This window comes from Streptomyces sp. NPDC093149, assembly GCF_044754145.1.
In the GTDB taxonomy this organism is placed as follows: Bacteria; Actinomycetota; Actinomycetes; order Streptomycetales; family Streptomycetaceae; genus Streptomyces.
In genome coordinates, this window is sequence record NZ_JBIVON010000008.1 from 232,612 (window position 1) to 259,594 (window position 26,983).

The following is a 26,983-nucleotide window of genomic DNA, read 5'->3' on the forward strand; positions in this document are numbered from 1 at the left end:
GGCGGCGCCCCCCCGGCCGCCCCGCGGGCGCGTCACCACCGCCCGGCCCCGGCCCGGGGGGGGGGGGGGGGGGGGCCCCCGCCGGGGGGGGCGCCCCCCCCCCCCACGACGACGAGCCGTCCACTACCGAGCCGTGCTTCCCCTCGCCTGTGTGCAGCTCCGGCTCCCGTGACCCTGCGGACACGGCCCGGATCCGTGCTCCGCCCGCGAAGCGTCGTCGGACCGGGGGCGGCCGCGTCGGTCCTGGTCCTTGCGGTCCACGGCGGTCACGGTCCAGTGGTCGAAGTCGTAGACGACGGATCCGCCACCGATCGAGGCGGTGAACGTCGAGCCCCGCTTGTCCTGCTGCAGCCACGGGGTGTCGAACAGCTTGAACGCGTCGTAGTCGACGGGTGAGCCGTTCACGAGATGGGTGGCGCCGGGCGCCGCCGACGCGGAGTCGAAGGTGATGTCCAGGTCGTCCCCGCTCAGGCTGTGGTACACGAGCCGCGGATTCGCCTCGTCGACATGGCTCACGTCCAGGCTGGTGGAGGTGGTGAGAGCCTGAGCGAACGCGTTGAGGTCGGCGTACTCGGACGCGTCCGCCGATTCCAGCACCCAGCCGTTGCTGTCGGCCTGGCTGCGCAGAATGTCATAGCTGTAGCTGAGGGTGGCCGTCGGATGGGTCTGGGCTGTCTTCTTCACCTTGTTCGCGGGGTCGTTCGGTGTCTGGTGGTACCAGGTTCCGGGCTTCGCCAGCCTGTACGCGAAGTACATCGGCCCCGTGTCGGCGATCGTCCATCCGTCGACCTCACGCCGTTCCCGAATCGAACCGTTGGTGGGAAACAGCGCGTTGATGTAGTTCGAGGTCTGGTCTCCCGACGACTTGTAGACGCCGACCGCCGCGGGACCGTCCTGCATCACCCGCTGGTTGGCAGGCTGGTCATAGGAGCCGATCGAGGCGTTGCCCTGGTCGACCGACAGCCGGAACAACGGATTCGCGGCATCGGAGTGCCAGCGGAGCACGACCGGCAGATCCTCGATCCAGTTGTCGACGCGACGGTAATGGACCTCGGTGCCGAGGCCCCAGGTGGGACGGACGTAGCTGGTGCGGTAGATGTCCATCGCGTGACCACTGGAGTTCTGGAGATTGGCCTTGTGCGCGGTGTAGGACTTGTCGGTCTTCCGGCCGATCTCCACCGCCGCCGGGGGCGGCGTGTACTTCGTCCCCGACCAGGCCACGAGACCGGCGTACTCCAGGTTCGGACGGTACGCCGAGGGAGCCGGGTTGTCCGATTCGCCGACCCCCTGCTGTGCGCGGTGGGCGCCGAAGTACGTCCAGGCGAGCGTCGAGTGGTCAGCGGGCCGCCAGGTCGGATCGTTGACGGAGGCCAGGTCGCCCTTGGCGCGGCTCTCCGACGAGATCATGTAGCCGTCGATCCAGTCGTTCGCCCACTCGAACCACATCACGTCCATCGCCATCCTCACCTGCTGGCGCAGTTCGGCGTCGTCGGCCCACTGGTACAGGGCGTTGAGGCAGAAGTACGTCATGAAGGTGTACTCGGGGCTCTGGTACTCCGCCCATCCGCTGCGCACGCCCGCGTTCACCATCTCGAGGACGTTCGCCTTGTTGGCGGCCTTCAGCTGTGCTCCGGAGTTGCCGTTGAGGTCGGCGAGGTCGGGGAAGTACTGGCCGACGAGGTATCCGGTGACGTAGTTGCTCATCCGCAGGTTCTCGGTCTGCGAGAGCTTCCCGTAGCCGTACGAGGCGAAGTAGCTGCGCACGTGCGCCAGCATGTCCGGGCTGAACTGGTCTCCGACCATGAGGTAGGAGTACATCTTCGCCACGGTCTTGTACTGCTCGTAGTCGTAGCTCTGGAACTGGGCGTCGAGCTTGGAGAGGTTCGTCGTCACGTTCTCGTGGTCGGCGAGTTGCGCGGTGTACTGGGCCACGTTGACGGCCCCGCTCTCCTCCTTCATCGCCTTCGTCTTGTTCCACAGCCACTGCGTCCGGGACTCCTGGGTGCCGGGGTAGGGGGCGGGCGACTCGGGCACGTACGGCCCGGTCGATGTCCTGAGCGGCGCGCTCAGCGCGCTGATGTTGCCGCTCGCGTCCCTGGCCCGCACCGTGAAGTCGTAACGCGTGGCGGGCATCAGGCCGGTGACGACGGCCGAGGTGGTGGTGCCGCTGACGGAGGCGACCTGGTAGCCGTCGCGGAAGACGTCGTACCCGGTCACACCGAGGTTGTCGGTCGAGGCGGTCCAGCTGAGCGAGACACTGCCGGACGTCACGCCGGCGGCCAGCCGGGTCGGGACGGAGGGGGGCTCCGTGTCGGTGACGCCCCCGGCCACCTCGTAGACGCCGAGGTTGTCGACGGTGATCGCCTCGTCGGTGCCGCCGGTGTCGACGCGCACCGAAAAGCCCAGCTCCACCGTGGAGATGAGCCGCTGCCCGCCGTTGGGCACGATCGTGAAGCGGTACGCGGGGAGGGCGGTTTCGTCGACCCGCGACAGGTGGCCGGAGGTGCCGGTGTACGCGGGGGTGGTGGTGACGCTCACCGCGGGCACCGGAAACCGCGGCACGAGGTTGTTGTCGAAGTTGCCGAACTGGATCTGCGCGTAGATGTCCTTGGCGACGGGCTTGTCACTGGCCGCGCTCCGCGCCAGGTCGTACTGGAGGACGAACTGCCGGGCGGGGCTGCCGACCGGCTCGCCGTAGACGGCGTTGATACGGTCCTTCAGCGCGCCTGCGGACCACCGGTGGTAGAAGTAGCTGGACAGGTTGGTGCCCTGGGAGGCGTCGCGGAGTTCGAGGGCGTTGTCGCCGTCGACCTGCACGATCTTCTGAGTGCCCCCCGATGTCGGGCTGGACGTGGTCAGCGGGCTCTTGCCGCTGTCGAATCCGGTGTCCAGGTCCGCGGCGAGCAGGTTCGTCGGCGGATCGTCGGCTGCTACGGCGGTGGTGCCTGGTACCGCCAGAAGAAGAGCAACACACACGGCTGCCGCTCTTCGCGTCAGGATGTTCATGGATCATCCTTTCGGGGTGGATGGGGCTACTTGACGGCCCCCGTGACGAGGCCCTTGCTCCAGAACGACTGCAGCGACACGAACATGGCGACGACGGGCACGACGGACACCAGCGCGCCCGTGACGACGGTGGTGTAGCTGACGGGATAGCCCTGGAGCTCACGCCAGCCGACGAGGCCCACTGTCACCGGCTGGAGCGAGGTGTCGGCGAGCATGAGCGAGGGCAGGAGGAAGTTCGTCCAGATCGCGACGAACTGGAACAGGAAGATCGTGACCATCGCGGGAGCCATGAGCCGCGCGCACATCGCGAAGATGCGCAGCTCGCCGGCTCCGTCGATGCGCCCGGACTCGATCAGTGCGTCCGGTATCGAGGACGCTGCGTAGATCCGGCTGAGGTACACACCGAAGGGGCTGACGATGCTCGGGATGAACACGGCCCAGAAGGTGTTGATGGTCCCCGTGTAACTGAAAACGAGGTAGAGCGGGATGGCGAGCACGGGTGCGGGCAGCAGCACGGCTGCGAGTACCGTGCCGAAGACGGCCTCGCGCCCCGGGAACGGGAACTTGGCGAGCGCGTAACCGCACATGGACGCCAGGATCGTGGAGACGATCCCGCCGCCGACCGCGTACAGCAGCGAGTTGAGCAGCCAGCGCGCGTAGATGCCGCCCTGGGTCTCGAACAGGGTCCGGACGTTGTCGAAGAGTGCGAAGTGCCTGCCGAACCAGAAGCCGTTGCCGGAGAAGATCTCTCCGGTGCCCTTGGTGGCGGAGACGACCAGCCACCACACCGGGAGCAGGAAGTAGACGGCGAAGAGGGTCATGACACCCAGCACGAAGAGGCGCGATGCCGGGTTGACCGTCGTGAGGGCCCCTGCCCGGGAGCGCCGTGGCCTCGGTTCCCGGGCCACGGGCGCGGTTCGGGTGGGCGATTGCAGAGTGGCGGTCATCAGTCGACGCTCCTGGCCGATGCGCGGAAGACAAGGACGGACAGCACGCAGATCAGCGCGCCGAGTACCACGGACTGCGCGGCGGCGTAGTTGAAGTCGTTGGCCGACAGCGACCGCAACGCGGCCATGATCGGTGTGTAGGTGGACGACAGGTTCGGCGCCACGGATTTCATGGTGGCCGGCTCGTTGTACAGCTGGAACGTGCCGATGATGGAGAAGACGAGAGTGAGCAGCAGGGCCGGTCGGATCTGCGGCACCTTGATGAGCAGCGCGGCCTTCCAGCCGGAGCAGCCGTCGAGCGCGGCGGCCTCCATGGTCTCCTCGGGCACCGCCTGCAGGGCCGCGAAGAGCAGGATGGTGTTGTAGCCGGTCCATGCCCACGTCAGGATGTTGGCGATCGAGAAGGGCAGGGCACCGTCGGTGACGAAGCTGAAGTGGACGCCCATCGATCCGAGGTATCCGGTGATGGGGCTCAGCGAGGGCGCGTACAGGAAGGACCACACCAGACCGGCGATCACGCCGGGCAGCCCGTAGGGGATGAAGTAGGCGATCCGGAAGAATCGGCGCCCCTTCGTGGCGGACGAATCGATGAGCAGGGCGAGGAAGAGTGCGATGGCGAGCATGACGGGCACCTGAATGACACCGACGAATGCCACCCGGCCCAGGGACGAGACGAAGTCCGCGTCATGGAAGACCCGGATGTAGTTGCCGAAGCCCGCGAAGACGGACTCGGCTCCGGACAGGCCGAGGCCGGAGCGTTTTTCGGCGAAGAAGCTCTGGACCACGGAGTACCCGGTGGGTACCAGGTAGACGATGACGAAGAGCAGGAGGAACGGCAGGACGAAGGGCGCGGCTCGCCGGAGTTCGCGCAGTCGGCGTCGCCGGATCGTCGAGGAGGGCATGGTCACGTCTTCCGTGGGGTGGCGGGTTTGCGGATCCAGCGGGGGCCGCGTCGGCGCGGCCCCCGCGCGGGGCTACTTGCTCACGGAGAATCCCTGGGACCGCAGTGCGGAGACCGTGCCCTTCTGGGCGCTGTTCAGGGCGTCCTGGAAGGTGCCCTTCTTGGTGTGCACCTTGCCGAGCCCGTCACCGAGCATCGTGGCCGTGGTGGACATGACCGGGCCCCACTGCCAGTCGGCGTTCACCTTGGCCGCCTCCTGACGGAACAGCTGGTAGACGGGGCGGCCGCCGTAGTAGCTCTGGGGGGCGTCCAGTGCCTTGTTGGCGAGCCCGGACTTGGAGGCGGGAAGGATGGCCGCGGAGCCGATCAGGTTCGACACCGAACCGGAGTCGGTCGACATCCACAGGGCGAACTCGGTGGCCTCCTTCGGCCTCGCGCAGTCCTTCATCACAGCCGTGGCCGAGCCGCCCGAGTTGCCGACGGCGTCCTGTGTGCCCCACCGCGGCATGGGCGCGACGTCCCACTTGCCCGCGGAGCCGGCGGCGTTGTCCCGGATGAGGGAGGCGGACCAGACCGGACCGACCTCCGCCCAGACCTTCCCCTTGCTCCACGCCGAGTACAGCGCGGCGTCGAAGGCGGGATGGGAGGTGACGAGGTCCTTGTCGAAGAGTCCCTGCCAGTAGTCGGCGACCTTGCCGTTCGCCGGACTGTCGAGGGAGACGGACCAGGCGTCGTTCTCGGTGCCGAACCAGGGGGCACCGCCCTGCCAGGCGAATCCGGCGTACAGGTAGGGGTCGGTGGGAAGGTTCATGATGCGCGACGACGGGTCGGCGGCCTTCACCGCAGCCGCGGCGGTGGTGAACTCGTCCCAGGTTTTGGGGACTTCGATGTGGGCCTTCTTGAAGAGGTCGGCACGGTAGAACATCGCCATCGGTGCGGTGTCGACCGGCACGCCGTAGGCCTTGCCCTCGACGCCGACGTTGCCCCACACCCAGTCGGCGAACTCGTCCTTCTGCGGTTTCACGTAGCCGCTGACGTCCTGCAGGACACCGGCGGCGAGGAAGCTCGAGAAGGTCTCGTAGCCGACCTGTGCCAGACAGGGGGCCTTGCCCGCCTTCGCGGCAGTGAGCATCTTGTCGTAGCCGCCCGCGCCGCCGTCGGTTATCGCCTCGTACTTCACGTGGATGTCGGGGTGCGACTTGTTCCACAGCTCGACGGACTTCTCGTAGCCCTGCGCCCACCCCCAGAAGGTGATTTCGGCCGGTCCGCCGGTGCTTGCTTCGGTACTGCCTCCGCCGCACCCCGAAAGCATGATGCCGGTGGCGGTGATGATGGCCGCCGCAGCGAGTCTCGCCTTGCGCATGACCATGACGTCCTCTCAATTTTCGGCTCTGTACAGCGCTGTTCGTTTCACTGAGTGGATCGATGCTGTCCTCGCGGACGGCCAGGGGTGTGCCTGGCTGGTCCTGCGGGACGTTCCGGCCTGCGTCGAGTACGCCGGTCCCGTGCCTGCGGGTGGCTGTGAAGCCCGCCGGGAGGGGCACGGTGGACGTACCGGCACATGGCCGGGCGCGGACGGGTCGTCCGCGGGGGGCCGGATGACGGCTTGGGGTCCGATGCCGGTGGTGCGGGCAACGGACTTGGGCGCGCAAGGAGTTCGCGCGCGCTGTACGGGTGTACCGGAACTGCGGTCGTCCACGCGTGTTCCGGCAGCTCGGCCGAAGCCGCTCCCGAAGAGGTTCATCTCCGGTCGCCGACGGGGCAGGGACACCGGGCCCACCCGCGGTCGCGGCCGTGGCGCTGTCTCCCGTACGGGCGGCGGGCCCGGAACCTGCCGTCATCTTCGCCGGACAGCGAAGTATCTGGCGCAGGATCCTACGGTGACGGGTCTCGCGCGTCGGCGCACACGGTGTTTCCCTTCCCCGACGAGTGGGTCGATGATGGGGATACTTGCATACAAGCATACGGCGTGCAACGATCATTTCGTGAATCTCCCTCAACAATCGAGCATCCCTGAACGGGCGTTGGCCGGGCGCGATACGGGACTGGCCCCGATCACCCGGGGCGGGGCGCGGACCCGGACGTCCGACCGCGTCCACGAGGAGTTGATCGCCGCGATCCGCGAACTCCGGCTCGCCCCCGGAGCATCCCTGTCGGAGACCGAACTGGCCGGACAACTCCACGTCAGCCGCACCCCTGTGCGCGAGGCTCTCGCACGGCTCGTCGACGCGGGGCTCGTGCGGGTCGTGCCACAGGTCGGCACACGGGTCGGCCTGATCAGCCTGCGTGACGTCGAAGAGGCGCGCTTCGTCCGCGAGAGCCTGGAGGTCTCGGCCTTCGAAGTGGCCTGCGCCGACCCGACAGTGGACGTCACCGTGCTGCGTGAACTGCTCGAACAGCAGGAGAGCAGCTGCCGTGCCGAGGACTACGACGCGTTCTTCCTCGCCGACGAGGCGCTGCACTGCGAGATCTTCTCGCTCAGCGGCTATCCGGGGGCGTGGCAGGCGGTGCAGCGGATGAAGCTGCAACTGGACCGGCTTCGCCGGCTCTCCCTGCCGGACTCCGCCGCGATGCGCGAACTGATCGACGAGCACCGGCTGATCGTGGACGCGCTGGAGAACGCCGATCTGCCCGCGGGCCGCGCCCTGATCAGCCGGCACGCCCGGCGCGCCCTGGAACGCGGCCCCGCGCTGCGCCTCGAGTACCCGGACTACTTCACCGATTGACATCGATCGGGACACACGGCCGGACCGCCATCACGGCACGCCCACGCGCTCGGCGTGCTCCGGCCCTCCCCTACCTGAAGGAAGGCGACGTCATGGACTTCGAGAACACGGACGGACTCGGCAGGCATCGGGGCGGGCAGGCATGACCATACGGCTCTCCCTCGGGCACATCGACACCTACGACGACCGGGTCGCGACCTTCGCCCACCAACTGGGCCTCACCGGCGTCCAGTTCCACACGCCGGATCTGCTGCCGGGAGCCGACGGCTTCTGGAGCCTGACGGAGCTGCGGAACCTTCGGGACCGCTGCGACGCCGACGGACTGGCGATCGACGGCATCGAGAACGTCCCCCTCGCCCATTTCTGGAAGATCCAGCGCGGTCTGCCCGGCCGCGACGAGCAGATCGAGAACTATCAGAAGACCATCCGCAACCTCGCTGCGGTCGGGGTCGACATACTCGGCTACAACTTCCTCGCCACCTACGTATGGCGCACGGACATGGCGGCGAAGGGCCGCGGCGGAGCCAAGGTCACCGCCTTCGACCTGGCCGACGTCCCGGCGGGCAACGCGCTCGCCGGCTACCGGCTGACTCCCGACCGGACTTTGGACGAGCCGATCAGCGCCGAGACGATGTGGGCGAACCACCAGTACTTCCTGGACGCCGTACTGCCCGTCGCGGAGGAGGTCGGTGTGCGGCTCGCCCTCCATCCGGACGATCCGCCCACACCACAGCCGCTCGGGGGCATCGCCCGCATCTTCACCTCCCCGGATGCCATCGGACGGGCCCGTGCCCAAGCCGGTGGCAGCCCGTCATGGGGGCTGAACCTCTGCCTCGGCACCGTGTCGGAGATGGCCGGCGAGCAGAGCGTCAACGAGGTCATCGACCTGCTGGGGCCGGCCATCTGCTACGTCCACTTCCGGGACGTCCGCGGCACGGTGCCGCGCTTTCGTGAATGCTTCCTCGGCGAGGGCAACTTCGACCCGGCACGGGTGATCCGTCGGCTCGAGGCCTCGGGATTCGACGGCTTCCTGATCGACGATCATGTTCCGGCCATGGTCGGTGACTTGGACACCTGGGGCGACACTTCGTCGGAGGCGTACTGCAGCCGGGGCCGGGCACACGCGATCGGATATCTGCAAGGTGTCCTGAACGGCCTGTCGCTCGACGAGTCGGCCGGACCACGCGCGGTTCCGGCGAACGGCCGGCCGTCGGCGTGACCCTGTGAGGTCCGCCCGGTCCGACCGGGGTTCGCCCGGTCGGACCGCGGATGAGACACGCCCCTGCGCCGGGCTTCCGTGCCGCGGGCGGCCGCTCCCCCGGTGGCCGCCCGACTCGCGGTCGCCCCGGCGGACCGCTCGCCTACCGGCCTTCTTCCGGATCCGGCTTCTCGGATCCCCTGAGAACGAGCCGAGTGGGGAACACCCGGGTGACGAACTCCGAACTGTCCCCGTTGAGCCGGGCGATCATCAACTCGGCGGCCGTCCGCCCCATCAGCTCGATGTCCTGACTCACCACCGACACCGGAGGGCTGCCCAGCAGCGCCGTCTCGAAGTCGTCGAAGCCGATCAGCGGCAGTCGCCGACCGGCTTGCCGGAACGCGAGCAACGCACCGATCGTCGCACGGTTGTTGGCCGCGAAGACGGCGTCGGCCGAGCCGTCGCGCAGCAGAGCGCCCACCGCCCGCCGCGCCTGCTCCCTGGTGTGGGCCGTGGTGATGACGAGCGACTCCGCCACCCGGATCCCGGCCCCGGCGAGCGCCGCAGCATATCCGGCGTGCCGTTCTCGCATGGTGTGGATGCCGGGCGAATCGCCGACATAGGCGATGCGCCGCGCACCGGCGCGGCAGAGCGCCGAGGTCGCCTCGCGGGCCCCGCCCCCGTTGTCGGCGAGAACCGTGTCGGCGGCCTCGTACGGCGTCGGCCGGTCGAGAAAGACCAGTGGCGGGATGGGCGACGCGACCTCGGACCAGTCACGGGCCGGGTGCTGCGGCGGTACGACGATCAAGCCGTCCACCCGCTGCTCCATGAGCCGGTCCACCAGGCGATCGTGCCGCGGGCCCTCCTCGTTGGAACTCGCGATCGTGACGAGGTAGCCCGCGGCATCCGCCACGCTCTCCACGGCGCCGGCGAGCGTTGAGTAGTAGGGGTTGGCGAGATCGCTGATCACCAGGCCGATGGTCCTGCTCGTCCGGCCGGGCCGGATGCTCGCCGCCGAGAGGTTGCGGCGGTAGCCCAGCTTCACGATCGCCGCGCTGATCCGGGCCGCGAGTTCGGGATCGATGTTCGTGGCCCCGTTGACGTGACGCGAGACGGTCTTCAGGCTGACGCGTGCTTCGCGGGCGACATCGTTCATGGTGGGAATGCGCGGCACTGCTCTCTCCAGCCGACGGCAGTTGGCGGTCGATCGTACTGGGGTCCTTCCTCCGGATCAGGCCCGGCAGGATCCGGAGGAAAGACCCTGGGGTCGGCGAGGCCGGGCGGCTCGACCGGCCGGGCGGGTGGGCTCGACGAGCGGCAAGCGCCCGGCCGGTCCGGCCCGGCGCGCTCGACGAGCCCGCCGTACGGCCAGGACCGCCCGTGCGTCGAGCGAGCCGGGCGCACCGTACGACCGGTACGCCCGATGCGTTCACCGGGCCCGTCTGAGGACCCGCACCCCGCCCGCCGGCACCATGACCCCGTCCTCGTGCACCGATCCGTCCAGCAGGTCGGTCCCCCCGCCGGGTACGGTCGTGTCGGCGTCGCCGTGGTTGATGAGGAAGACGTAGTCATGACCGGCCGAACGGCGCGTCACGGCCTCGACGCCGCTTCCGGCCGAAACCGCCGTCCCCGCAAGCCGTTTCACGAGCCGCCCCACCAGAGACACACGCGCGTCGTCGTCCAGCTCCACGCCCACGTACCAGGCTTCCCCCTCGCCCCGGGGCGCGCGGGTGATCGCCGGTGCGCCGGCGAAGTCGCCGCCCTCGTACCAGCAGACCGCCTCCGCGTCGGTGAGATCGATCTCCTCGCTCCAGGTGGCGGCCCGTACCGGTCCCGTGACCCCGTCGATGTCGACCAAGTCCCCGTCCACCAGCGGCGCGAACTCCTCCACGCGCACGCCGAGCAGGTCGCGGAACGCTCCGGGATAGCCGCCGGGCCGCACCCGGTCGAGCGGATCGACGATGCCCGAGAAGTAGGTGACGAGCACGGTCGCCCCCGCGTGCACGGCAGCGGTGAGCGCGGCCACGTCCTCGTCACGGACCAGGTAGAGCATGGGCACGACGATCAGTCGGTAGTCCGACAGTTCGGCCGACGGAGGAACGATGTCGACGGTGACGCCCGCGTCCCGCAGAGTCCGGTACCACCCGAGGGCGGACTCCATGTACGACAGACCGTTGTGCGGATGCGACTCGCGGTCGGCCGCCCACCACGACTCCTCGCAGAACAGCAGCGCGCAGTCCGCCGCCACCTGGCTGCCGAGCACCTCGGCACAGCGTGCCAGCTCCGCTCCGAGCGCCTTCACTTCCCGGAACTTCCTGCTGTCGGACCCGGCGTGCGGGAGCATCGCGGAATGGAACCGCTCGGCGCCCGCACGCGCGGCCCGCCACTGGAAGAAGCAGATGCCGTCGGATCCGCGGGCGAGGTGGGCCAGCACGTCCCGCCGGAGCTGTCCCGGACGCTTCGCGGGGTTGACCGGGCGCCAGCTCGTGGCGCCGGTGGCCGTCTCCATCAGCAGCCACGGCCTCCCCCGGGACAGTCCACGGGCCCGGTCTGCCGAGAAGGACAGCTCTGCGTGGGCGTCGGACGTCGGTCTCAGGTAGTGATCGCTGGCGATGAGATCCACATCGTCGGTCCACGAGCTGTAGTTCATGTTCTTCCCGGCATCGAAGAGCACCAGGTTCGTGGTGACCGGCACGTCGGGCGTGACCCGCCGTAGGACGGCCGTCTCGGCCCGCAACTGTGCCCGCAGCTGGTCGGAGCTGAACCGGTCGAAGTCCAGCACCTGCGTCGGGTTCGAGTCGGTGAATGTCAGCCGTGGCGGCTGGATCTCCTCCCACGCCGAGTACGTCTGGCTCCACGCGCTGGTCGTCCACGCGGCGTTCAGCTCGTCGAGCGAGTCTCCGTAGCGGACCCTCAGCCAGCTCCGGAAGGCCACGGCGCTCGCTTCGCCGTAACACCGGGAGTTGTGGCCGCCGAGTTCGTTGGAGACGTGCCACAGCGCGAGTGCCGGGTGTTCGCCGTAGCGCTCCGCCATCTTCTCCACCAGCGCGAGCGAGTGCTCGCGGTAGATCCGCGACGACGGCGACCAGGCCTGACGTCCGCCCTGCGCCATCGTCCGCCCCTGCCGGTCGACGGGCAGCACCTCGGGAAACCGCGTGGTGAGCCACGGCGGGGGCGATGCGGTGGCCGTGGCGAGATCGACGGCGATGTCGCCCCCGTGCAACTGGTCGAGCAGCCGATCCAGCCAGCCGAAGTTCCATCGGCCGGGCTCCGGCTGCAACGTCGACCAGGCGAAGACACCCACGGTGACCAGATTGACTCCGGCCTCACGCATCAGCCGGACGTCCTCGGGCCACACGCTCTCGTCCCACTGTTCGGGGTTGTAGTCACCTCCGAACGCGACGGGTTCACCGCCGAACCGGGCAATGACGTTGGCCGGCCATCTGATCCACTCTGTCGTCACGAGCTTCTTCTCCTCACCGCCCGACGAACGAGCGTCCACGCGAAGGACTCCGACACGGCATCGAGCGACAGCCGGGCGCGGCCGAGGAGCACCGCCCGAAAGTGCGCCGGAGTGCGGAACGGCCACAGACTAGCGGGCTGAGACAACGTTGTTTAGAGTGAAGTGGACGTCGCCGGAACGCAGTTCACCCGGCCGTCCGTGCGGTGGTCGTCGACCGGAACCGCCCGTCGCAGCTGCCCCTGGATCATTTCGACGGCGGGGCTCGGCCAGGCTTGAGGCCCAGGACCACATCGAGGGAGCGGAACGTGGCGGAGTTCGATGGCAAGGTCGCCATTGTCACCGGCGGATTCAGCGGCATCGGAGGCGCGACGGCCCGGCTGCTCGCCGCGCGCGGGGCGACGGTCGTGGCGGCCGGCATCCCGCCCAAGGGCGCGCACGAGGAACTGCCTCCCGGTGTCGAGCGCATCGAGGTGGACGTCACCGACGAGGCCGCCACCGCTCGACTCGTCACCCGGGTCGCGGCGGCACACGGCGGGCTCGACATCCTCGTCGCCGCAGCAGGGATCCAGCGCTACGGCGTCGCGGCGGAGACCGGTGCCGACGAGTGGAACGAGGTCCTCGCGGTCAACGTGACCGGCGCCTTCCACGCCGTCAAGCACGCGCTCCCGCACCTGCGTGCCCGTGGGGCGGGCTCGATCGTGATCGTCTCCTCCGTGCAGGCCTTCGTCACCCAGACCGCCGTCGCCGCCTACACCACCAGCAAAGGGGCGCTCAACGCGCTCACCCGGTCGATCGCCATCGACGAGGCGCAGAACGGGATCAGGGCCAACGCGGTCTGTCCCGCGTCGGTGGACACCCCGATGCTGCGCGCCTCCGCCCGCGCCTTCTCCGACGGCAGTGACCGGGGCACGCAGGAACTGGTCGAGTCCTGGGGACGGATGCATCCGCTCGGCCGGGTGGCACGACCGGACGAGGTCGCCGAGGCGATCGCCTTCCTGGCCGGGGACCGAGCGAGCTTCATCACCGGCGTCTCGCTGCCCGTCGACGGCGGGCTGCTCGCCAACGCGGCCGTGGTGCTTCCCGGTTGATGACGGACATCCCGACCGCAGGCGACGACGGAGGACTCCCGATGACGGCCAGGATCGCGATCCCCGGCAGAGCCAGGGTGGGTGAGGGACCGGTCTGGGACGCCGGGCTCCGGCGCCTGCACTGGGTGGACATCCCCGCCGGGCACATCCACACCAGCGACCCGGTCACCGGCCGGACCACCAGTCTTCGGCTGCCGACACAGGTCGGCGCCGCGGTGCCCCGACGCGGCGGAGGCTTCGTGGTGGCGACGGCCGAGGGATTCGCGAGCGTCGAAGCCGACGGTTCGACGACCGCCCGGCGCACGTTCCTGTCCGACGACGAGCGCATGAACGACGCGAAGTGCGACCGGCACGGGCGGTTCTGGGCCGGCAGCACGGCGATGGACTTCCGGCCGGGGCGCGGCGCACTGCACGTCCTGCTGCCCGACTGGACGAGCCGGGTGGTCCTCGAAGGGCTCGCTCTGCCCAACGGACTCGGCTGGAGCCCCGATGGCCGCACCTTCTACCTCGCCGACTCGATCGCGGGCGAGATCTACGCCTTCGACACCACTGACGAAGACCCGTGGATAGCCCGTCGGCGCACGCTCTTCCGGCTTCCCGCACGCACGGGCATGCCGGACGGGCTCACCGTCGATGCGAGCGGGTGTCTGTGGGTCGCGGTGTGGGGCGGCGCGCGCGTGGCCCGGATCTCCCCCGACGGCGACCTGCTCGGCGAGGTACCGCTGCCCGTGCGCCAGCCGTCCTCCTGCACGTTCGGCGGACCCCGCCTCGACGCGCTGTACGTCACCTCGGCCCGGGAGGGTCTCGAACTCCCGGGCGACGACCCGGCGGGGTCCGTCTTCGTCGTCGAGGAGACGGGCGGCGCCGTCGGCCTGCCTTCGGCCACCTTCGCCGGATGAGTGGATCGGCCCGGCCGAACAGGGCCGGGGTGCGGCGTGACCGACGACCGCACAGGCACGGTCCCCGCTCGACGGCCGGACGCGGTCGCGGAGCGCCAGGGCCCGGCACTTCCACCGCCGGACCTGTCGAAGAGATCGCCCGAGTCCTCCCGTCACCCGGGCGTACCTGACTCACCCCATCCGGGACAACGTTGCCTGCCCCGCACGGGGCCCGGCCTCGATCGGCCGGGCCCTCCGGTCGTCAGCCGAGCGGCATCGCGCAGAAGCCGGCGCCGACGCGGAAGTTGCGAGGACCGGCGGGATCGAGGTCCGTCGGGCCGAAGGTCCCGGAGCCGAGGATCGACGCCAGATGGTGTTCCGCGTCGTCCTCGGGGCGGTACCCGATGGCCTCCGCCTCCTCCAGCGACCACCATCGCCGAGTGTTGCGGGAGATGCCCCACAGGACGCGGAACGCGGTGGGCTCGGCCCGTAGGCACGCCTCGACGAGCCGGGCCGCGTCGCCCGGCGACAACCAGGCGGCCAGGTCCTCGGGGGCGAGCGGGAGCGGCCGGAACGCGCCGATGCGCAGACAGGTGACGTCCATGGCGAACCGGGAGTGGTAGAGACTGCCCAGCGCCTCGATCGCGGCCTTGCTGACGCCGTAGTAGGTGTCCGGGCGCGGCGCCACGGCGGCGGGCAGGACGCCGTCGACCGCGTCGTCCCGGGTGTGGAACCCCGCGGCGTGAATGCTCGACGCGAGCACCACGCGGCGAACGCCCTGCCTCCGTGCGGCTTCGAGGACCCGTCGGGTGCCGTCGATGTTGATGTCGGCGATCCGCTCCCATGACGTCTCCCCCGCCAGTCCGCCCAGGTGGACCACCGCGTCGACGTCCTGGCAGGCCGCGTCGATCGCGTCCTGGTCGGTGAAGGACGCCCGGACGGTCTCCACGTCCTCCTCCGGTCCGGCGGGTCCGGTCTCCGCGACGTCCAGGAGGCGCAGGGTCCGGCCTTCGCGGGCCAGGCGCGGACGCAGCTCACGGCCGATGCGGCCCGCGGCACCGGTGACCAGGATCCGCTGCCCGGTCACGGCGCCTCCCCGGCCCGGGGGTCGACGGCAGGCGTTCTTGGGGCCGGAACCTGGTGGCCGTAGGGGCGCGGGGTCGCGGACGCGGGCACGTAGGGCGGCTGGTTGTAGGTGTGCTGTCGGCGGAAGACGAGATCCGTCGGTGGACTCCAGTGCCGCCAACTTCCTGGTTCCGTGTCCACCGCCGCCGACCTCGGACCGACGCCGTTGCCGTTCTCGGCCGCGACGGCGTACTCGTACACGGTCACGTCCGCCGGGCGGGCCCCGTCCGGATCGTCGCGTCCGGGGACGACCCCGGGCGCGTGATCGACGTACCGGAACCCGAACCCGGCGAAGATCTCGTGATAGATGGTCTCGCCCTTGCGGCGCCGGTAGAGCCGGTACCCGCCGGCCCCCAGCACCTCGCCCCACGTGGCGGTGACCACGCCGTCGCCGAGCCGGAGTCCGAGCCCGTCCGGCGGTTCGGGCGCCAGGCGGCTCGGGTGAACGGGATAGTCGGCGCCCGGAACGGCCTGTCGCCGACTGTTCCGGGCGATGACGCGGACGTGACGTTTCTCGCCCTCGGCAAGACCCGTCAGGTGGACGGGACTTCGCTCGGTCTCCGCGGCCGTCGCCCACGTGTGCCCGCCGTCGGAGCTGAGCTGGACGGTGTAGCGGTCCGCGGCGGCTGCCGCGGAGAAGTGCACGAGCGCGCCGTCGTTGACGGTCTCGGTCCGTACGACCTGCGAGGGCGGAGGTTCCGGCTGACTGCCCGTCAACTCCCAGTGGTGGCGGCCTCGGGGCAGGGCGACGGTGATGGTTTCCTGCGACACGGTGAGGAGATGTGCCGGCTCGCCGTCGATGTGGAAGTGGGCCGCCGCGTCGAGGCCGCCGGGCACGTGCAGGCTCACCGCACTGTCCGACGGGGCGTGGTAGACGCCTCGGACCTCGGCGGGGTCCCGGTAGCCGAGGCCGATGCCGAGTTCGTCGTCCTCGGTGGTCAGGACGAGCTCGGAGGTTCCCACGGCGCTTCCGTGGAAGAGGGTCAGTTGCCGCAGGCCGTCGTCGAAGAGCCGGATGGTCCCTGCCGTCCCCGAGAAGCGCAGCCCCTGCTCGGCGAAGTCGATCGTCGTCGGCTCGTAGTGCACGGACGCCTCGTGCCGGAACACGAAGTCCAGGCTGTGCGGGGTCCGGATCCGGGTGCCCCAAGGGGTCGAGCACGCGGGGGCCACTTCCAGGTCGTCGCGGTGGCTCACGACGGCCAGCGTGTTGCCGTTCGCGCCGTCGGCCCTTCCCTCCAGGCGCACGCCCCGGGAGACGTCGGTCACGAAGGCGCCGTCGAGAGCTCCGTCCGTACGCACGCCGCGGACCACGTGGATGAACGGCATCCGCTCGGCGAGGTGCGGGAAGCTGTTGGCGTCGTGGCCGGTGGCCTCGGTCAGCGCGGACCATGTCCACACCATGCGCTGGCCCGCGGCGAACGCGTCGTAGGTGACGAGGTAGTCGCTGCCGACGAGCAGGACGCTGCGACTCAGATAGAGGCCGCCCACCGGGCCGTCCGGGTCGGAGACGATCTCCGCGTACTGCGCGCAGTCCAGGTCGTGGAGCGGCCGGTCCAGGGTGTTCTGGCCGATCGAGCGGTACGCGCCGTCCTTCCAGACCGCGCAGGAAGTGGCGAAGGTGGCATCGGGGGCCCTGCGGTCCCCGGCGTCCTCGGGGCCGTGGCCGCTGTAGGAGTGCCCTGCGGCGTAGTAGTAGATGTGCCCGCTGCCGTTGTCGTCGGGTATCCCCCAGCGGTAGTTGGGGCCGCGGTCCACCTGTTGGAGGAAGACCGCGACCTCGCCGGGCCGGTCGACATCGGCGCGCAGCGTGACGCCGTATCCGGTGTACTTCGAGCTCTTGAGCCGCGGATTGGTTCCCCGGTCGCCTGTGGACCGCACCGTGACCCGCCACGGGTCGGGCGCGCCGGGCGGGCTGTCGAGCCGGTGGGCGAACTCGTCGCACCCCCACAGCAGATGCTCCGCGACGAGTGGACGGTAGCGGCGCAGGGCCTCGCCGAGGAGCCGCATCTCGACGGGCGGGCGCCGGGGCCAGAAGGCGTGGGCTCCCTGTGCGGGGTGCAGGCGACGGAGTTCGCCGCCGGGGCCGGTCTCGACCGGGGAGGTCAGGGCGTTCACCAGCCATTCGCCGACGGCCGCGAACTCCGGTGTGGCGAGGCGGTTACGGCCGTCGGTCAGGCGGCCCAGGAAGTTGCCCTGGGTGACCGGGCGGAGGAAGGCCCAGACGTAGGTGGCCAGGCTCTCGGTCCAGCGGCCGGCCCGGGACCCGTGGGCCGGGAGCGCCGGTCTGGTGTGGAAGACGCCGGCCAGTTCGACGAACTTCTCGAACTGGTCGAGCCACTCCGGCGCTGCCTCGTGGTCGGGGAACAGCCAGGCGAGGCAGGCGAGCGCCGACTTTCCGTCGGCGAGGAAGTTCGGGTGGCCCGCGATCATCCGCCTCAGCGGGCCGATCTCCTCGCCGGCGGAGACATGGGCGGTCAACAACAGCAGCGCGTCGGCTCGTTCGCGGTCCGTCGCTTCGAGCCGGTCGGCGAGGCGGTCGTAGCCGTCGAGCAGCCGGTCGTAGAGGGGGCGTTGACCGATGTTGAGGTAGCCGGGGTGTTCGTTGACCCCGTGGGCGATGAGACTCGGGCCCTCCGCGCCGGTGAAGAGCGCGGCGGCGAGGTCGTCGGGCGAGACCAGTTCGCCTTCGGAGCACAGCGGGGTGGGTCGCCTTCCCGAGTAGGTCAGACTCCAGTCCTTGACGCGATCCAGGCTGAGCGTGCCCTGCCAGTGGTGGAGGTGGCGCACGTACGAGGACGGGTACTGCGTGCCCTTCTGGTCGCGCAGAACTTCGAGGTCGTGTTCGTGGTCGTAGAAGGCGATCGCCGTCCGGCGGGTCCCGGAGCGCAGGGGCCAGGTCCAGTGGAGCACGCCGTCGTGGCGAAACCGGAGTTGGAGGTGGTCCGCGGAGGCCCAGGACGCGTAGACGCGGTCGTCCCACCGGGCGTGGTCGCGGAGGAAGACGCCCATCGCATCGCCTCCCCCGGCGTCCCAGAACGTGGCGTGCGGGCGGACGTTCCACGCGTGGCTCGGGGCGTAGGGGCCGACAGTGAAGGCGAAGTCGGTGTCCGGTCTCTCTCTGCCACCGGGGCCGGAGAACGACGGGTCCTCCCCGCTGTCGCCGAGCACGATCGGCTCGTCGATGCCGAGCCAGTGATAGAAGTGCGGTGATTCCGGGTCGGCGTGGTCGTCGGGGGACTGGGAGAACGGCCAGGTGGACGAGAAGCGGTGGGTCGGTGTCACGCCGTCCCAGCTCAGTTCCCATACCGTCGTCGCGGAGTCGAACGCCGTCATCTCCTCCGCCACGTCGACGAAGTCGCAGCCCTGGAAGCAGCCGACGGTCGCCGTGTAGGAGGCTCCGCCGGTGAAGTGGTAGCGGAGTTCGTGGGTGGCGAACAGCGGACCGGCTTCCACGAGCCGTACTTCCAGGTGTTCGAGCTGTTCGGTGCCGCAGCGCACGGTGGACCTTCCCACCCAGCCGCGCCCTCGGTCGAGTTGGAGAACGGGGCCCGGCACTGCGTCGGAGGCGAACCGGCCCGAGGAGGGCAGCCGGATCCGGAGCGCTCCGCTGTCCACGACGGTGGACGCGCCGTACTCGGTGATCCGCACCGGTCGCGGGACATGGGCCGTCGGCACCGACGGGTCGGCGCACAGGGTGAATTCGCGTGTCGCACCGGACGGCAGGTCGGCGAAGAAGCAGACGACGGCGTATGTCAGGTGGCCGTCCACCTCGTTCACCTGCGAGAGCTGAAAGGGCACCGACCGCCCCGTCCCGTCGACCAGCCGGAGCTGTTCGGCGCGCAGCGACGGGGCGGCCCAGCGCACCGGATGGTGCAGCAGGGTCCTGGGCCAGGCGAAATCCGGGTGGCACAGCGGATCGGCGAGCCGGAACCGCACCCGGTCGCCGTCCGCGGTCCAGGAGGTGATCGGGCCGGTCATGATCCGTCCCCCTCCGCGGCCTGGGCGGCGGGCGCTGTGGTGACGCCCTGCGTGCCGAACGCCGCACCGCCGGCGACGCCTTCGACGAGGTGGCGCTGGAGCAGCACGAACAGGAGCAGGATGGGTGCGGCCACGATGAACGTGCCGGCGGCGATGAGCGGCCAGTTCTGCGTGTACTCGCCGAAGAACGAGTACAGCCCGCGGGTGACCGGCCACAGTGCCGCGTCGGACAACATGACCAGCGGCAGGATGAGGTTGTTCCAGGCGTGGACGAAGCCGAAGATGGCGAAGGTGGCCAGGGCCGGCTTCATCTGCGGCATGATGATCGTGAAGATGAAGCGGACGTAGCCGCAGCCGTCCAGCGCGGCGGCCTCGTCGATCTCGCGCGGGATGCCCTTGATGTACCCGACGAAGAAGAAGAACCCCGCACCGGACAGGCTGGTCAGGATCAGGTATCCGGCCATGCTGTTGTACAGGTGGAGCGATCGTGCCTCGATGAACAGCGGGATGAGGCCGCCGGGCAGGAACCCGGAGAAGATGAAGAACGTGTACAGAAGATTGGAGCGCTTGAAGTATCCGCGCGAGATGGGGAAGGCCAGGAAGACCCCGAGGATCAGTGTGACCGTGTCGGGGATGATCGCGTAGATCAGGCTATTGATCATCTGCCGTCCGAAGTCGCCCTGGCTCCACGCCGTCGAGAAGCTCTCCGTGGTCCACGGGTCCGGCATCCCGGTGGGGCTCTGGAGGAACCCGGTGTAGGTCTTGAACGCCTGCAGCAGCATGTACACCAGCGGCAGGGCGAACAGCACGGCGGCGATCGCGAAGCAGAGCAGGTTCACCCCGGCGGCCTTGGCCGCCTTCGTGGACGGCAGTGGCGCCTTCGACTGCGGCGTACTGCTTCGGACAGGGCCCTGATCGGTCCGGTCCAGGACAGCAGGAGAGGCCTTCACAGCGAGATCTCCCGTCGGCGCAGGGTGAACAGCAGTCCGCCGCCGATCACGACGGTCAGGAAGAACTGCAGCATCGCGAGCATCGAGCCGTAACCGAGTTGGCTGTCGCCCCCGAACGCTGACTGGAACATGTACAGCCCGAGGGTCTTGGTGCCGAAGTTGCCGCCGGTGAGGACCATGATCAGCGCGTACTCGCCCAGCGTCCCCATCGCCGTGAGGAACACGGTCACCGTGGTGGCCGGGGCCAGCAGCGGCCAGGTCACGTGCCGGAACACCCGCAGGCGTCCGGCGCCGTCCATGGCCGCCGCCTCGTAGACCGCCGGTGGGATGTTCCGCAGCCCGGCGATGTAGATGAGCATCGTGTAGCCGGAGAACATCCACACGTTCACCAGTATCACCAGGGGCAGGGCCAGCGAGCTCGACCCGAGGAACGCCGAGGTGTTGCCGAAGATGCCGTGCATGACCTTCTCCACCGGGCCCGAGTAGGGGTCCAGCATGAGCGCGAAGATGGCGCCGACCACCGCGACCGAGAAGATCTGCGGCATGAAGATGATGGCGCGGTAGAGGGTGTAGGAGCGTCCGGGCCGGTTCAGCAGCAGGGCGAGGCCCAGACCGGTCACGGTCTGCAGCACGGTCACACCGAGCACATAGGTCAGCGTGACCCGCACCGCGTCCCCCACCACGGACGACAGCGATGTGAAGGCCGCCGAGTAGTTGCACAGACCGCAGACGTTCAAAGGCGTGCCCGGGAGCCCGGAGTACCGGGTGAACGAGTATCCGATGGTGGCAAGCGACGGGTAGAGCCCGAACAGCAGCCACCCGGCTCCCGGGATCGCGATGCTGGCCCAGGGGATGAACCGCCGCGTCCGTTGGTTTCCGAAGGGACAGCGTGCCACGCCGAGCCTCCTTTCCGAGAGTGCGTTCGTTACTTGCCGACCGACTTGCGGTAGGCCGACGCCGAGGCGGACAGGAGGCTGTCGATGCTGTCGCTGCCGATCGGCTTCATCTTGTACAGGTCGGGACCGCCCGCCTCGATGGGCGCCCCGGCCGGGATCCACGGGTTGGTGAGCTGCGGGAAGGCGTCACTCATGTGGCCGTTCAGCCAGTCCATCCAGGGCAGGCCGGTGTTCTGCAGCGCCGGCTGGGTGGAGATGGAGCCGGTCTTCTCCAGCCACTTCTTGTAGTTGTCGGGCTCGGAGAACATCGCGAGCCACTGCATCGCCAGGTCCTTGTGCGGAGCGGTGGTCGGGACCACCCAGGTGAGGTCCGGCTTGAACGCGACGCGGTTGGCCGCCGGATCGTCGGTGCCCGGCAGGGCGAAGAACCCGAGGTTGAGCTTCGGGTTGGCCTGCTGGATGGTCAGCCCGTCCCAGGAGCCGTCGAGCAGGAACGGGTAGTTGTCGGCCTTCGTGGCCCAGACGCCGGGCGCGGTCTGCTGGGACACACCCGCGGCATTGGGCTCGATGTACTGCAGGACCTCCGTGTGCCGCTTCGAGATCTCCTTGTAGACCGGGTCGGTCCAGGACTGCGTGCCCTTCCAGAATGCGGTGGCCCGGTCCTCGGACACCTTGACGGACTCCGAGGGCTGGTGACCCTTCATGATCATCTGATTCGCGATGCCCTGCCACACGCCGCCGTGCATGCCGCTCTGCGCGGACACGAATATCGGTGTGATCCCGGCCTTCTTGAGCTTTTCGCAGGCGTCCAGGAATTCCTGGTACGTCGTGGGAACGGACAGACCGTGCTTCGCGAGCAGGTCCTTCTTGTACCAGATCGCACCGGCACCCACGTACTCGGCGGCCATGACGCCGTAGACGCCGCCCTTGTATCCGACCGCGGCGGCCTGGACCTCCGGGTCGTACTGCTTCATGAACGGCTGGTCCTTGAGGTCGGTCAGTTGACCGGACGTGATGAGTGCGGCCGCCCCTCCGGGCTTGAGGTTGGTGTAGCCGGGGGCGTAGCCCTGCTGGGTCGGGGGGAACTGGGCGAGGACGTCGAGGGACTTGGACTGCAGCATGCTGTTCCACAGCTGCTGCCAGGCTCCGTTGGCGTTCGGGGCCGTCTGCAGCTTGACGGTGACCCCCGGGTGGGCCTTCTCGAACTTGGCGTTGAGCTCCTTGGTGAACTCGACCGCGCCGGGGTTGGTCCACTGCGCGACGGTCAGCGTGACGTTCTGCTTCGCGCCGCTGCCGCCGCTTCCGGAGGACGGGGTGGTGCAGGCGCCGAGGACCGTGGCCAGGCAGACGGTCGCGGCGAGGATCGTGAAGGGTGTACGGGATCTCATGGGGCGGACTCCTTCGGGCGGTCGGTCAGGGGCGTTGGAGGGCACCGTCGGCGCGGCGCGGCGGCTTCCACGCGTCACCGGGGGCGGGGAACCGGGGCGGGTGCTTCAGGGCAAGGCGTTCGTCGAAGTCGATGCCGAGTCCGGGTGCGGTGCTCGGCCACAGGTGGCCGTCGCGGATCTCGGGGCAGCCGGGGAAAACCTCCTGCGCGGCGGACCCGAACAGGTGCTGCTCCTGGATCCCGAAGTTCGGACAGGCCAGGTCCAGGGCCAGGTTGGCGGCATGGCCGATGGGCGAGACGTCACCGGGGCCGTGCCACGCGGTACGTACACCGAACAGTTCGCAGGCGTTCGCGAGCCGCCAGGCCGGGGTGATGCCGCCGATGGCGGAGATGTGGACGCGGATGAAGTCGCAGAGCCGCTCCTGGACCACGGGCCGGTACTCGGCGGGGTTGGTGAACAGTTCACCGATGGCGATGGGAGTCACCGTCCGGCTGCGCAGGGTACGGAGCCAGTCGATGTCCTCCGGCGCGACCGGGTCCTCCAGATAGAACAGGTCGTACGGTTCCAGATCCTTCGCGAGGCGTACGGCGTCGGTGGGGTGGACGCGCTCGTGGACGTCGTGGATCAGCTCGACCTCGGCACCCAGTTCCTGGCGCAGATGCCCGAACAGCTCCCGGACGGTGCGCCGGTACGCCGCCGGGTCCCAGGCGTTCGGGGTCAGGGGCGGAGGGGAGCCGGCCGGGGCCGCGGCGGCCGGCGCCCCGTAGGTGCCGGCGCCGGGTACCGCCACCTGACAGCGCACGTACCGGTATCCCTGGGACATCAGGCCGCGCACGTCGTCGGCGACCTCCTCGGCGTCCCGCCCCTGGGCGTGCGCGTACAGGGGAACCGCGGTACGGCACCGGCCGCCGAGAAGCTGCCACACCGGGAGACCGGCCTGCTTCCCCTTGATGTCCCACAGCGCCATGTCCACCCCGGACAGCGCGTTGTTGAGCACCGGGCCCGAGCGCCAGTATCCGCTGACGTGCAGGGTCGACGCGATGTCGGTGATGTCGGCGGGGTCGCGCCCGATCAGCTGCGGTGCCAGGTACTCGTCGACCGAGGTGGCGACCGCCGCCGCCCGCTGGGTGAAGGTGGCGCAGCCCAGTCCGTACAGTCCGGGTTCGCTGGTGTCGACCCGCACGACGACGAGCGTCGTACCGGCCGGTGCGGTGAGGATGGCCCGGACCGAGGTGATCCGGACGCCGGAGGGCTTCGCCCACGGCGGCTCGATGGGCTTGTCGGGAGTGTCGCTCACAGGTGTGGCTCCTGGTTCTGGCCGGCGCCCGCCACGAGTGCGAGCGCCGGGCCGACGGGTACCGCTGGTCCACGTCGGGTCCGGTTCCTCGGTCGGGAACCCGGGCCGTGTTCGTTCCGGTTCCTCGGCCGGGGACGCGGGGCGTGTTCGTTCCGCTTCCTCGGCCGGGACCTCTGGCTGTGCGTGCGGGGCCCGCGGGGCGGGCGGGAGTCCGGCACCGGGGCCGCCCGGACGCCGGACTCCCGCCGGGCGGGCGCCGCGGACGGCCGGGCGCAGCTCAGCGCCCGATGCCCCACCGGGAGTCCACGCGACCGCCGGTGAACTGCGCGCCGGTGCCCCAGAACGGGGCGAAGTTGTAGCAACCCGACGTCGGGGGTGCCGACTGCGTCGTCCAGTACGTGGCGCCGTGACCGGTCGTTCCGGCGTCCTGCACCTGGACGGCGAACGTGGCCCGGGTGACGCTCCCGGGACGCGCGGCTCTCACCTCGGCCGCCAGTTCGGGGAGTTGACTCCAGGCGAGTGCGATCTCGTATCGGGTCAGCTTGTTGGCGTCGTCCCGGGAGACGAGCACCCGGCCCTCGGTGCCGTCGGCCTGCTGCGCGTCCATCGGGCCGAGCGGCGTCGGGAGCACCGCGTTGGTCGGGTAGAAGGTCTGGTAGTTGGTGCCCGGCGCCAGCTGCCGGTGCAGCTCGGAACGGCCCCCGGTGGCCAGGGTGGCGACGTAGAGGTGCGAGATCGACCGCAGGCACTTCTCGTAGTGCGGGTCGCCGGCCAGCAGGTCCTCGGTCTTGTCGGCCTTCGCGTCGAAGGCCAGTTGGATGCTGTCCGCCTGGAACGGGAACTTGTACTCGTCGGCCGTGAACGCCGGGTTCGACACCTGGAGATCGTCTCCGACCAGGGCCCTGACGTACAGGAAGGCATCGTCCCAGGCAGCCTGGAACGAGTAGGTCTTGCTGTCACCGGCCGCGGTCACGCTGGTCATCGTCACCGGTATGACGTCGTTCCACTGGCTGGCGCTCCCGCCGACGGTGATGTGCCGGAACGGGAGGTAGGCGACCTGGACGGTCTGCGATCCGCTCTGGTGGAAGCCCGGCCGGTGAGCCACGGTGACGTCGTATCCGACGGTGTACCGGTTGTTGTCGTCGGCCTCGAAATCCGTGACGGGGAAGGAGACGACGCGGGACTCCCCGGGCTTGATCCCGTTGACCGGAACCGTCCGCCGCCCCAGTCGCCAGCCCGTCGGCGGGGTGATCCCGAGCGAGGCGTCCAGCACCTTCGGCGTGACGTTCTCCACCCGTACGTCGATGGTGCTCGTCGCGTCGAGCGGCTTGACGAAGGACAGCGGGCTGACGTGCAGCGGCGTGGTGTAGTCGAAGCACGCACCGTCGGTCAGCACCTTGCGGAGCGCGGCCGGTGACAGATCGCTGTCGAAGTAGACGGCCTCCCACGGCTTCAGCGTCAGCGTGACACGGGACGACCTGCCGTCGGTGAGCCGACGCCCGAGATAGTCGTAGGCGCGGATGCCGCGGGCGTCGTTCAGGGTGAGCGTGCCGGTGTGACCGGCACTCTGGTGCTCGTCGGTGCCGTCGTAGAGCTGGTCGGCGTAGACGGCGGCCCTGCCCTTGCCGTCGGCGCCGCGGAAGAGGAAGCCCCACGTGGACTTCGCGTCGGGGTACAACTCCTCCTGCAACACCGAGTCTTCGAGAAGGCTCGTCATCGTGGCGTAGGCGACCACCACGGGCCGCGGGGTCCTGGTCTTCGCGTCGTAGATGTTGAAGTCGTCGCCGGAGTAGCCCTTGTCGTAGGACAGGGAGAACCAGAAGATCCGGATGGAGCTGTCCTCCTCGGCACCGGCGAGCATGTGCAGCAGATAGGTGGGAGCCAGCGTCCGGGCCACCCCGTAGGCGGCCTCCTCGGGAGGCAGGTCGGCGAAGTTGTAGCGGGTGGCGGTTCCGAGCTCGGTCTGCCACTGCCCGGCGCGCCCCTTCGTGCGCGACCAGAGCTTGTCCATCTTGATCTGCGTCTTGGCCATCGCGTACTGCGTGGCGTCGGGGTAGCCGTAGGCGTGGTTGACCGAACCGTCGATGTAGCCGGTGTCCTTGGAGCCCTGGGCATAGACGATGTCACGGTTGTACGAGACCGAACCGCCGCCGATCAGGTTCACGTCCGGGTACTCCGGCTTCAGCCGTTCCCAGATCATCCGGCACATGTCCCGGTAGTCCTGTGCGTCGCCGGTCTTCCAGGTCCAGCCGTGGACCCACGGCTCGTTCCACAGCTCCCAGTTGGGGACCAGGTCCTGCAACGGAGCAATCGCGTGGTAGACCATCTCGACATGGGCGGTCATGTCCTTGGGCCGGTTCTGGTAGAGCTTGAGCGGCTCGCCGTTCGGGCCCGGCTGGACGTTCCAGGACATGTTGTAGTTGATGCCGCCGAGGGTCTCGATCCCGTGCTCGTGCCAGTCGGCTATCTCGGCTCGGGCGACGTCGATCTGCGGCTGCTGCCAGAACACCCCCGCTCTCGGGGACACGGTGTCGGGCTGGACGGAGGCGATGCCCCGGGTCCACTTCACGCCGATGCGCTGCGCGATCTGCTTGGTGATCGCCGGGGTGGATTCCGGTCGGATGCCCATCCCGAACACCGACTGCGGACGCCGTCCGGCGACCGTGGGCCGGATCACGCCGAGCCCCACGGTCTGCGCGAGCAGCTGCGTGCCGGCCGCGTCCGTGACGGTCGCGGTGACCAGGTAGTAGTCGGGGCCGAGCGGGCCGAGCGGGATCGTGACCGTGCTTGGGGTGCCCGCCGCCACCTCGAAGGGCTCCGTTCCGCCTCCGGGGGACTGGTTGCGCGCCGAGACGGACCACGCGATCGTTCCGCTCAGTGCGGTGGGGCTGGTCACGGAGACCAGCAGGTCGGGGGTTGCCGGGGCGTCGCCGTCGACCGGGTAGAGCCCGGTCGGGTCGGAGAAGGCGAGCGTGACCGTGGGGCCCGCCGCGACGGCCTGCGGGGCAGCCGGTCCGGCGGCCTGGGCGCGCGGCGCCAGAACGCCGGTGGCAGCCGCCCCGAGGACGGTCGCGGCCCCCAGGCCCACGAGTGTGCGGCGGGACATGTCGCCGGGAGCCGGCGATTCCCCGGTGGTACGAGG

17 protein-coding genes are annotated in these 26,983 nt (G+C 69.6%); 4 read left to right on the forward strand and 13 right to left on the reverse strand.

Annotated elements, in window-relative coordinates; all coding sequences use genetic code 11:
* Window positions 1-123: 123 nt before the first annotated feature.
* The 4 genes from ACIQCZ_RS24660 to ACIQCZ_RS24675 form a co-directional block, all read right to left on the reverse strand.
* Complete coding sequence (locus tag ACIQCZ_RS24660) at window positions 124-3,006, reverse strand: fibronectin type III domain-containing protein (protein ID WP_402284845.1); 2,883 nt, start codon at window positions 3,004-3,006, stop codon at window positions 124-126.
* 26 nt (window positions 3,007-3,032) lie between these two features.
* Window positions 3,033-3,953: a carbohydrate ABC transporter permease gene (locus tag ACIQCZ_RS24665; RefSeq protein ID WP_402284846.1), complete on the reverse strand. Its 921-nt coding sequence runs from the start codon at window positions 3,951-3,953 to the stop codon at window positions 3,033-3,035.
* Complete coding sequence (locus ACIQCZ_RS24670) at window positions 3,953-4,855, reverse strand: carbohydrate ABC transporter permease (protein WP_402284847.1); 903 nt, start codon at window positions 4,853-4,855, stop codon at window positions 3,953-3,955. Before ACIQCZ_RS24670 ends, ACIQCZ_RS24665 begins: the two co-directional genes overlap by 1 nt.
* A 72-nt stretch (window positions 4,856-4,927) precedes the next feature.
* Complete coding sequence (locus tag ACIQCZ_RS24675; RefSeq protein ID WP_402284848.1) at window positions 4,928-6,217, reverse strand: ABC transporter substrate-binding protein; 1,290 nt, start codon at window positions 6,215-6,217, stop codon at window positions 4,928-4,930.
* Window positions 6,218-6,839: 622 nt separating this feature from the next.
* On the opposite strand from ACIQCZ_RS24675, the gene ACIQCZ_RS24680 reads away from it, so the two are divergent.
* Window positions 6,840-7,580, forward strand: a complete 741-nt coding sequence (locus ACIQCZ_RS24680; RefSeq protein ID WP_402284849.1) for a GntR family transcriptional regulator — start codon at window positions 6,840-6,842, stop codon at window positions 7,578-7,580.
* 142 nt (window positions 7,581-7,722) lie between these two features.
* Window positions 7,723-8,799 (forward strand): mannonate dehydratase, encoded by a 1,077-nt coding sequence (locus tag ACIQCZ_RS24685; protein WP_402284850.1) that lies wholly within the window; start codon window positions 7,723-7,725, stop codon window positions 8,797-8,799.
* A gap of 142 nt (window positions 8,800-8,941) precedes the next feature.
* On the opposite strand, the gene ACIQCZ_RS24690 is transcribed toward ACIQCZ_RS24685, so the two are convergent.
* Window positions 8,942-9,934: a LacI family DNA-binding transcriptional regulator gene (locus ACIQCZ_RS24690; protein WP_402284851.1), complete on the reverse strand. Its 993-nt coding sequence runs from the start codon at window positions 9,932-9,934 to the stop codon at window positions 8,942-8,944.
* Between the two features lie 273 nt (window positions 9,935-10,207).
* On the reverse strand, window positions 10,208-12,280 hold the full coding sequence (locus ACIQCZ_RS24695; protein WP_402284852.1) for a beta-galactosidase: 2,073 nt from the start codon (window positions 12,278-12,280) through the stop codon (window positions 10,208-10,210).
* Window positions 12,281-12,546: 266 nt separating this feature from the next.
* Between ACIQCZ_RS24695 and ACIQCZ_RS24700 the strand changes: the two genes are divergently transcribed.
* Entirely contained in the window at window positions 12,547-13,329 is a 783-nt protein-coding gene (locus ACIQCZ_RS24700) for an SDR family NAD(P)-dependent oxidoreductase (RefSeq protein ID WP_402284853.1), read from the forward strand.
* A 41-nt stretch (window positions 13,330-13,370) separates the two neighbouring features.
* A complete protein-coding gene (locus tag ACIQCZ_RS24705; RefSeq protein ID WP_402284854.1) occupies window positions 13,371-14,228 on the forward strand; it encodes an SMP-30/gluconolactonase/LRE family protein in 858 nt (285 codons plus the stop codon).
* A gap of 241 nt (window positions 14,229-14,469) precedes the next feature.
* On the opposite strand, the gene ACIQCZ_RS24710 is transcribed toward ACIQCZ_RS24705, so the two are convergent.
* The 7 genes from ACIQCZ_RS24710 to ACIQCZ_RS24740 form a co-directional block, all read right to left on the reverse strand.
* A complete protein-coding gene (locus ACIQCZ_RS24710) occupies window positions 14,470-15,294 on the reverse strand; it encodes an NAD-dependent epimerase/dehydratase family protein (protein WP_402284855.1) in 825 nt (274 codons plus the stop codon).
* Entirely contained in the window at window positions 15,291-19,310 is a 4,020-nt protein-coding gene (locus ACIQCZ_RS24715; protein ID WP_402284856.1) for a hypothetical protein, read from the reverse strand. The genes ACIQCZ_RS24710 and ACIQCZ_RS24715 overlap by 4 nt, the downstream gene beginning before the upstream one ends.
* On the reverse strand, window positions 19,307-20,260 hold the full coding sequence (locus ACIQCZ_RS24720) for a carbohydrate ABC transporter permease (protein ID WP_402284857.1): 954 nt from the start codon (window positions 20,258-20,260) through the stop codon (window positions 19,307-19,309). The genes ACIQCZ_RS24715 and ACIQCZ_RS24720 overlap by 4 nt, the downstream gene beginning before the upstream one ends.
* Window positions 20,257-21,156, reverse strand: coding sequence for a carbohydrate ABC transporter permease (locus ACIQCZ_RS24725; protein WP_402284858.1), 900 nt, complete (start codon window positions 21,154-21,156; stop codon window positions 20,257-20,259). Before ACIQCZ_RS24725 ends, ACIQCZ_RS24720 begins: the two co-directional genes overlap by 4 nt.
* Before the next feature lie 29 nt (window positions 21,157-21,185).
* The gene (locus tag ACIQCZ_RS24730) at window positions 21,186-22,544 is read right to left on the reverse strand and encodes an ABC transporter substrate-binding protein (protein WP_402284859.1); all 1,359 of its coding nucleotides are present in this window, start codon (window positions 22,542-22,544) and stop codon (window positions 21,186-21,188) included.
* Window positions 22,545-22,569: 25 nt separating this feature from the next.
* Window positions 22,570-23,841, reverse strand: coding sequence for an enolase C-terminal domain-like protein (locus tag ACIQCZ_RS24735; RefSeq protein ID WP_402284860.1), 1,272 nt, complete (start codon window positions 23,839-23,841; stop codon window positions 22,570-22,572).
* Window positions 23,842-24,118: 277 nt separating this feature from the next.
* Window positions 24,119-26,947 (reverse strand): hypothetical protein, encoded by a 2,829-nt coding sequence (locus ACIQCZ_RS24740; RefSeq protein WP_402284861.1) that lies wholly within the window; start codon window positions 26,945-26,947, stop codon window positions 24,119-24,121.
* Window positions 26,948-26,983 lie beyond the last annotated feature (36 nt).

What these genes read in the sequence shown, in the direction of transcription:
- ACIQCZ_RS24730 (WP_402284859.1), bottom strand. Translation starts at nt 22,544, where the DNA reads ATGAGATCCCGTACACCCTTCACGATCCTCGCCGCGACCGTCTGCCTG.
- ACIQCZ_RS24660 (WP_402284845.1), bottom strand. Translation starts at nt 3,006, where the DNA reads ATGAACATCCTGACGCGAAGAGCGGCAGCCGTGTGTGTTGCTCTTCTT.
- ACIQCZ_RS24685 (WP_402284850.1), top strand. Translation starts at nt 7,723, where the DNA reads ATGACCATACGGCTCTCCCTCGGGCACATCGACACCTACGACGACCGG.
- ACIQCZ_RS24690 (WP_402284851.1), bottom strand. Translation starts at nt 9,934, where the DNA reads ATGAACGATGTCGCCCGCGAAGCACGCGTCAGCCTGAAGACCGTCTCG.
- ACIQCZ_RS24715 (WP_402284856.1), bottom strand. Translation starts at nt 19,310, where the DNA reads ATGACCGGCCCGATCACCTCCTGGACCGCGGACGGCGACCGGGTGCGG.
- ACIQCZ_RS24675 (WP_402284848.1), bottom strand. Translation starts at nt 6,217, where the DNA reads ATGCGCAAGGCGAGACTCGCTGCGGCGGCCATCATCACCGCCACCGGC.
- ACIQCZ_RS24740 (WP_402284861.1), bottom strand. Translation starts at nt 26,947, where the DNA reads ATGTCCCGCCGCACACTCGTGGGCCTGGGGGCCGCGACCGTCCTCGGG.
- ACIQCZ_RS24705 (WP_402284854.1), top strand. Translation starts at nt 13,371, where the DNA reads ATGACGGCCAGGATCGCGATCCCCGGCAGAGCCAGGGTGGGTGAGGGA.
- ACIQCZ_RS24670 (WP_402284847.1), bottom strand. Translation starts at nt 4,855, where the DNA reads ATGCCCTCCTCGACGATCCGGCGACGCCGACTGCGCGAACTCCGGCGA.
- ACIQCZ_RS24665 (WP_402284846.1), bottom strand. Translation starts at nt 3,953, where the DNA reads ATGACCGCCACTCTGCAATCGCCCACCCGAACCGCGCCCGTGGCCCGG.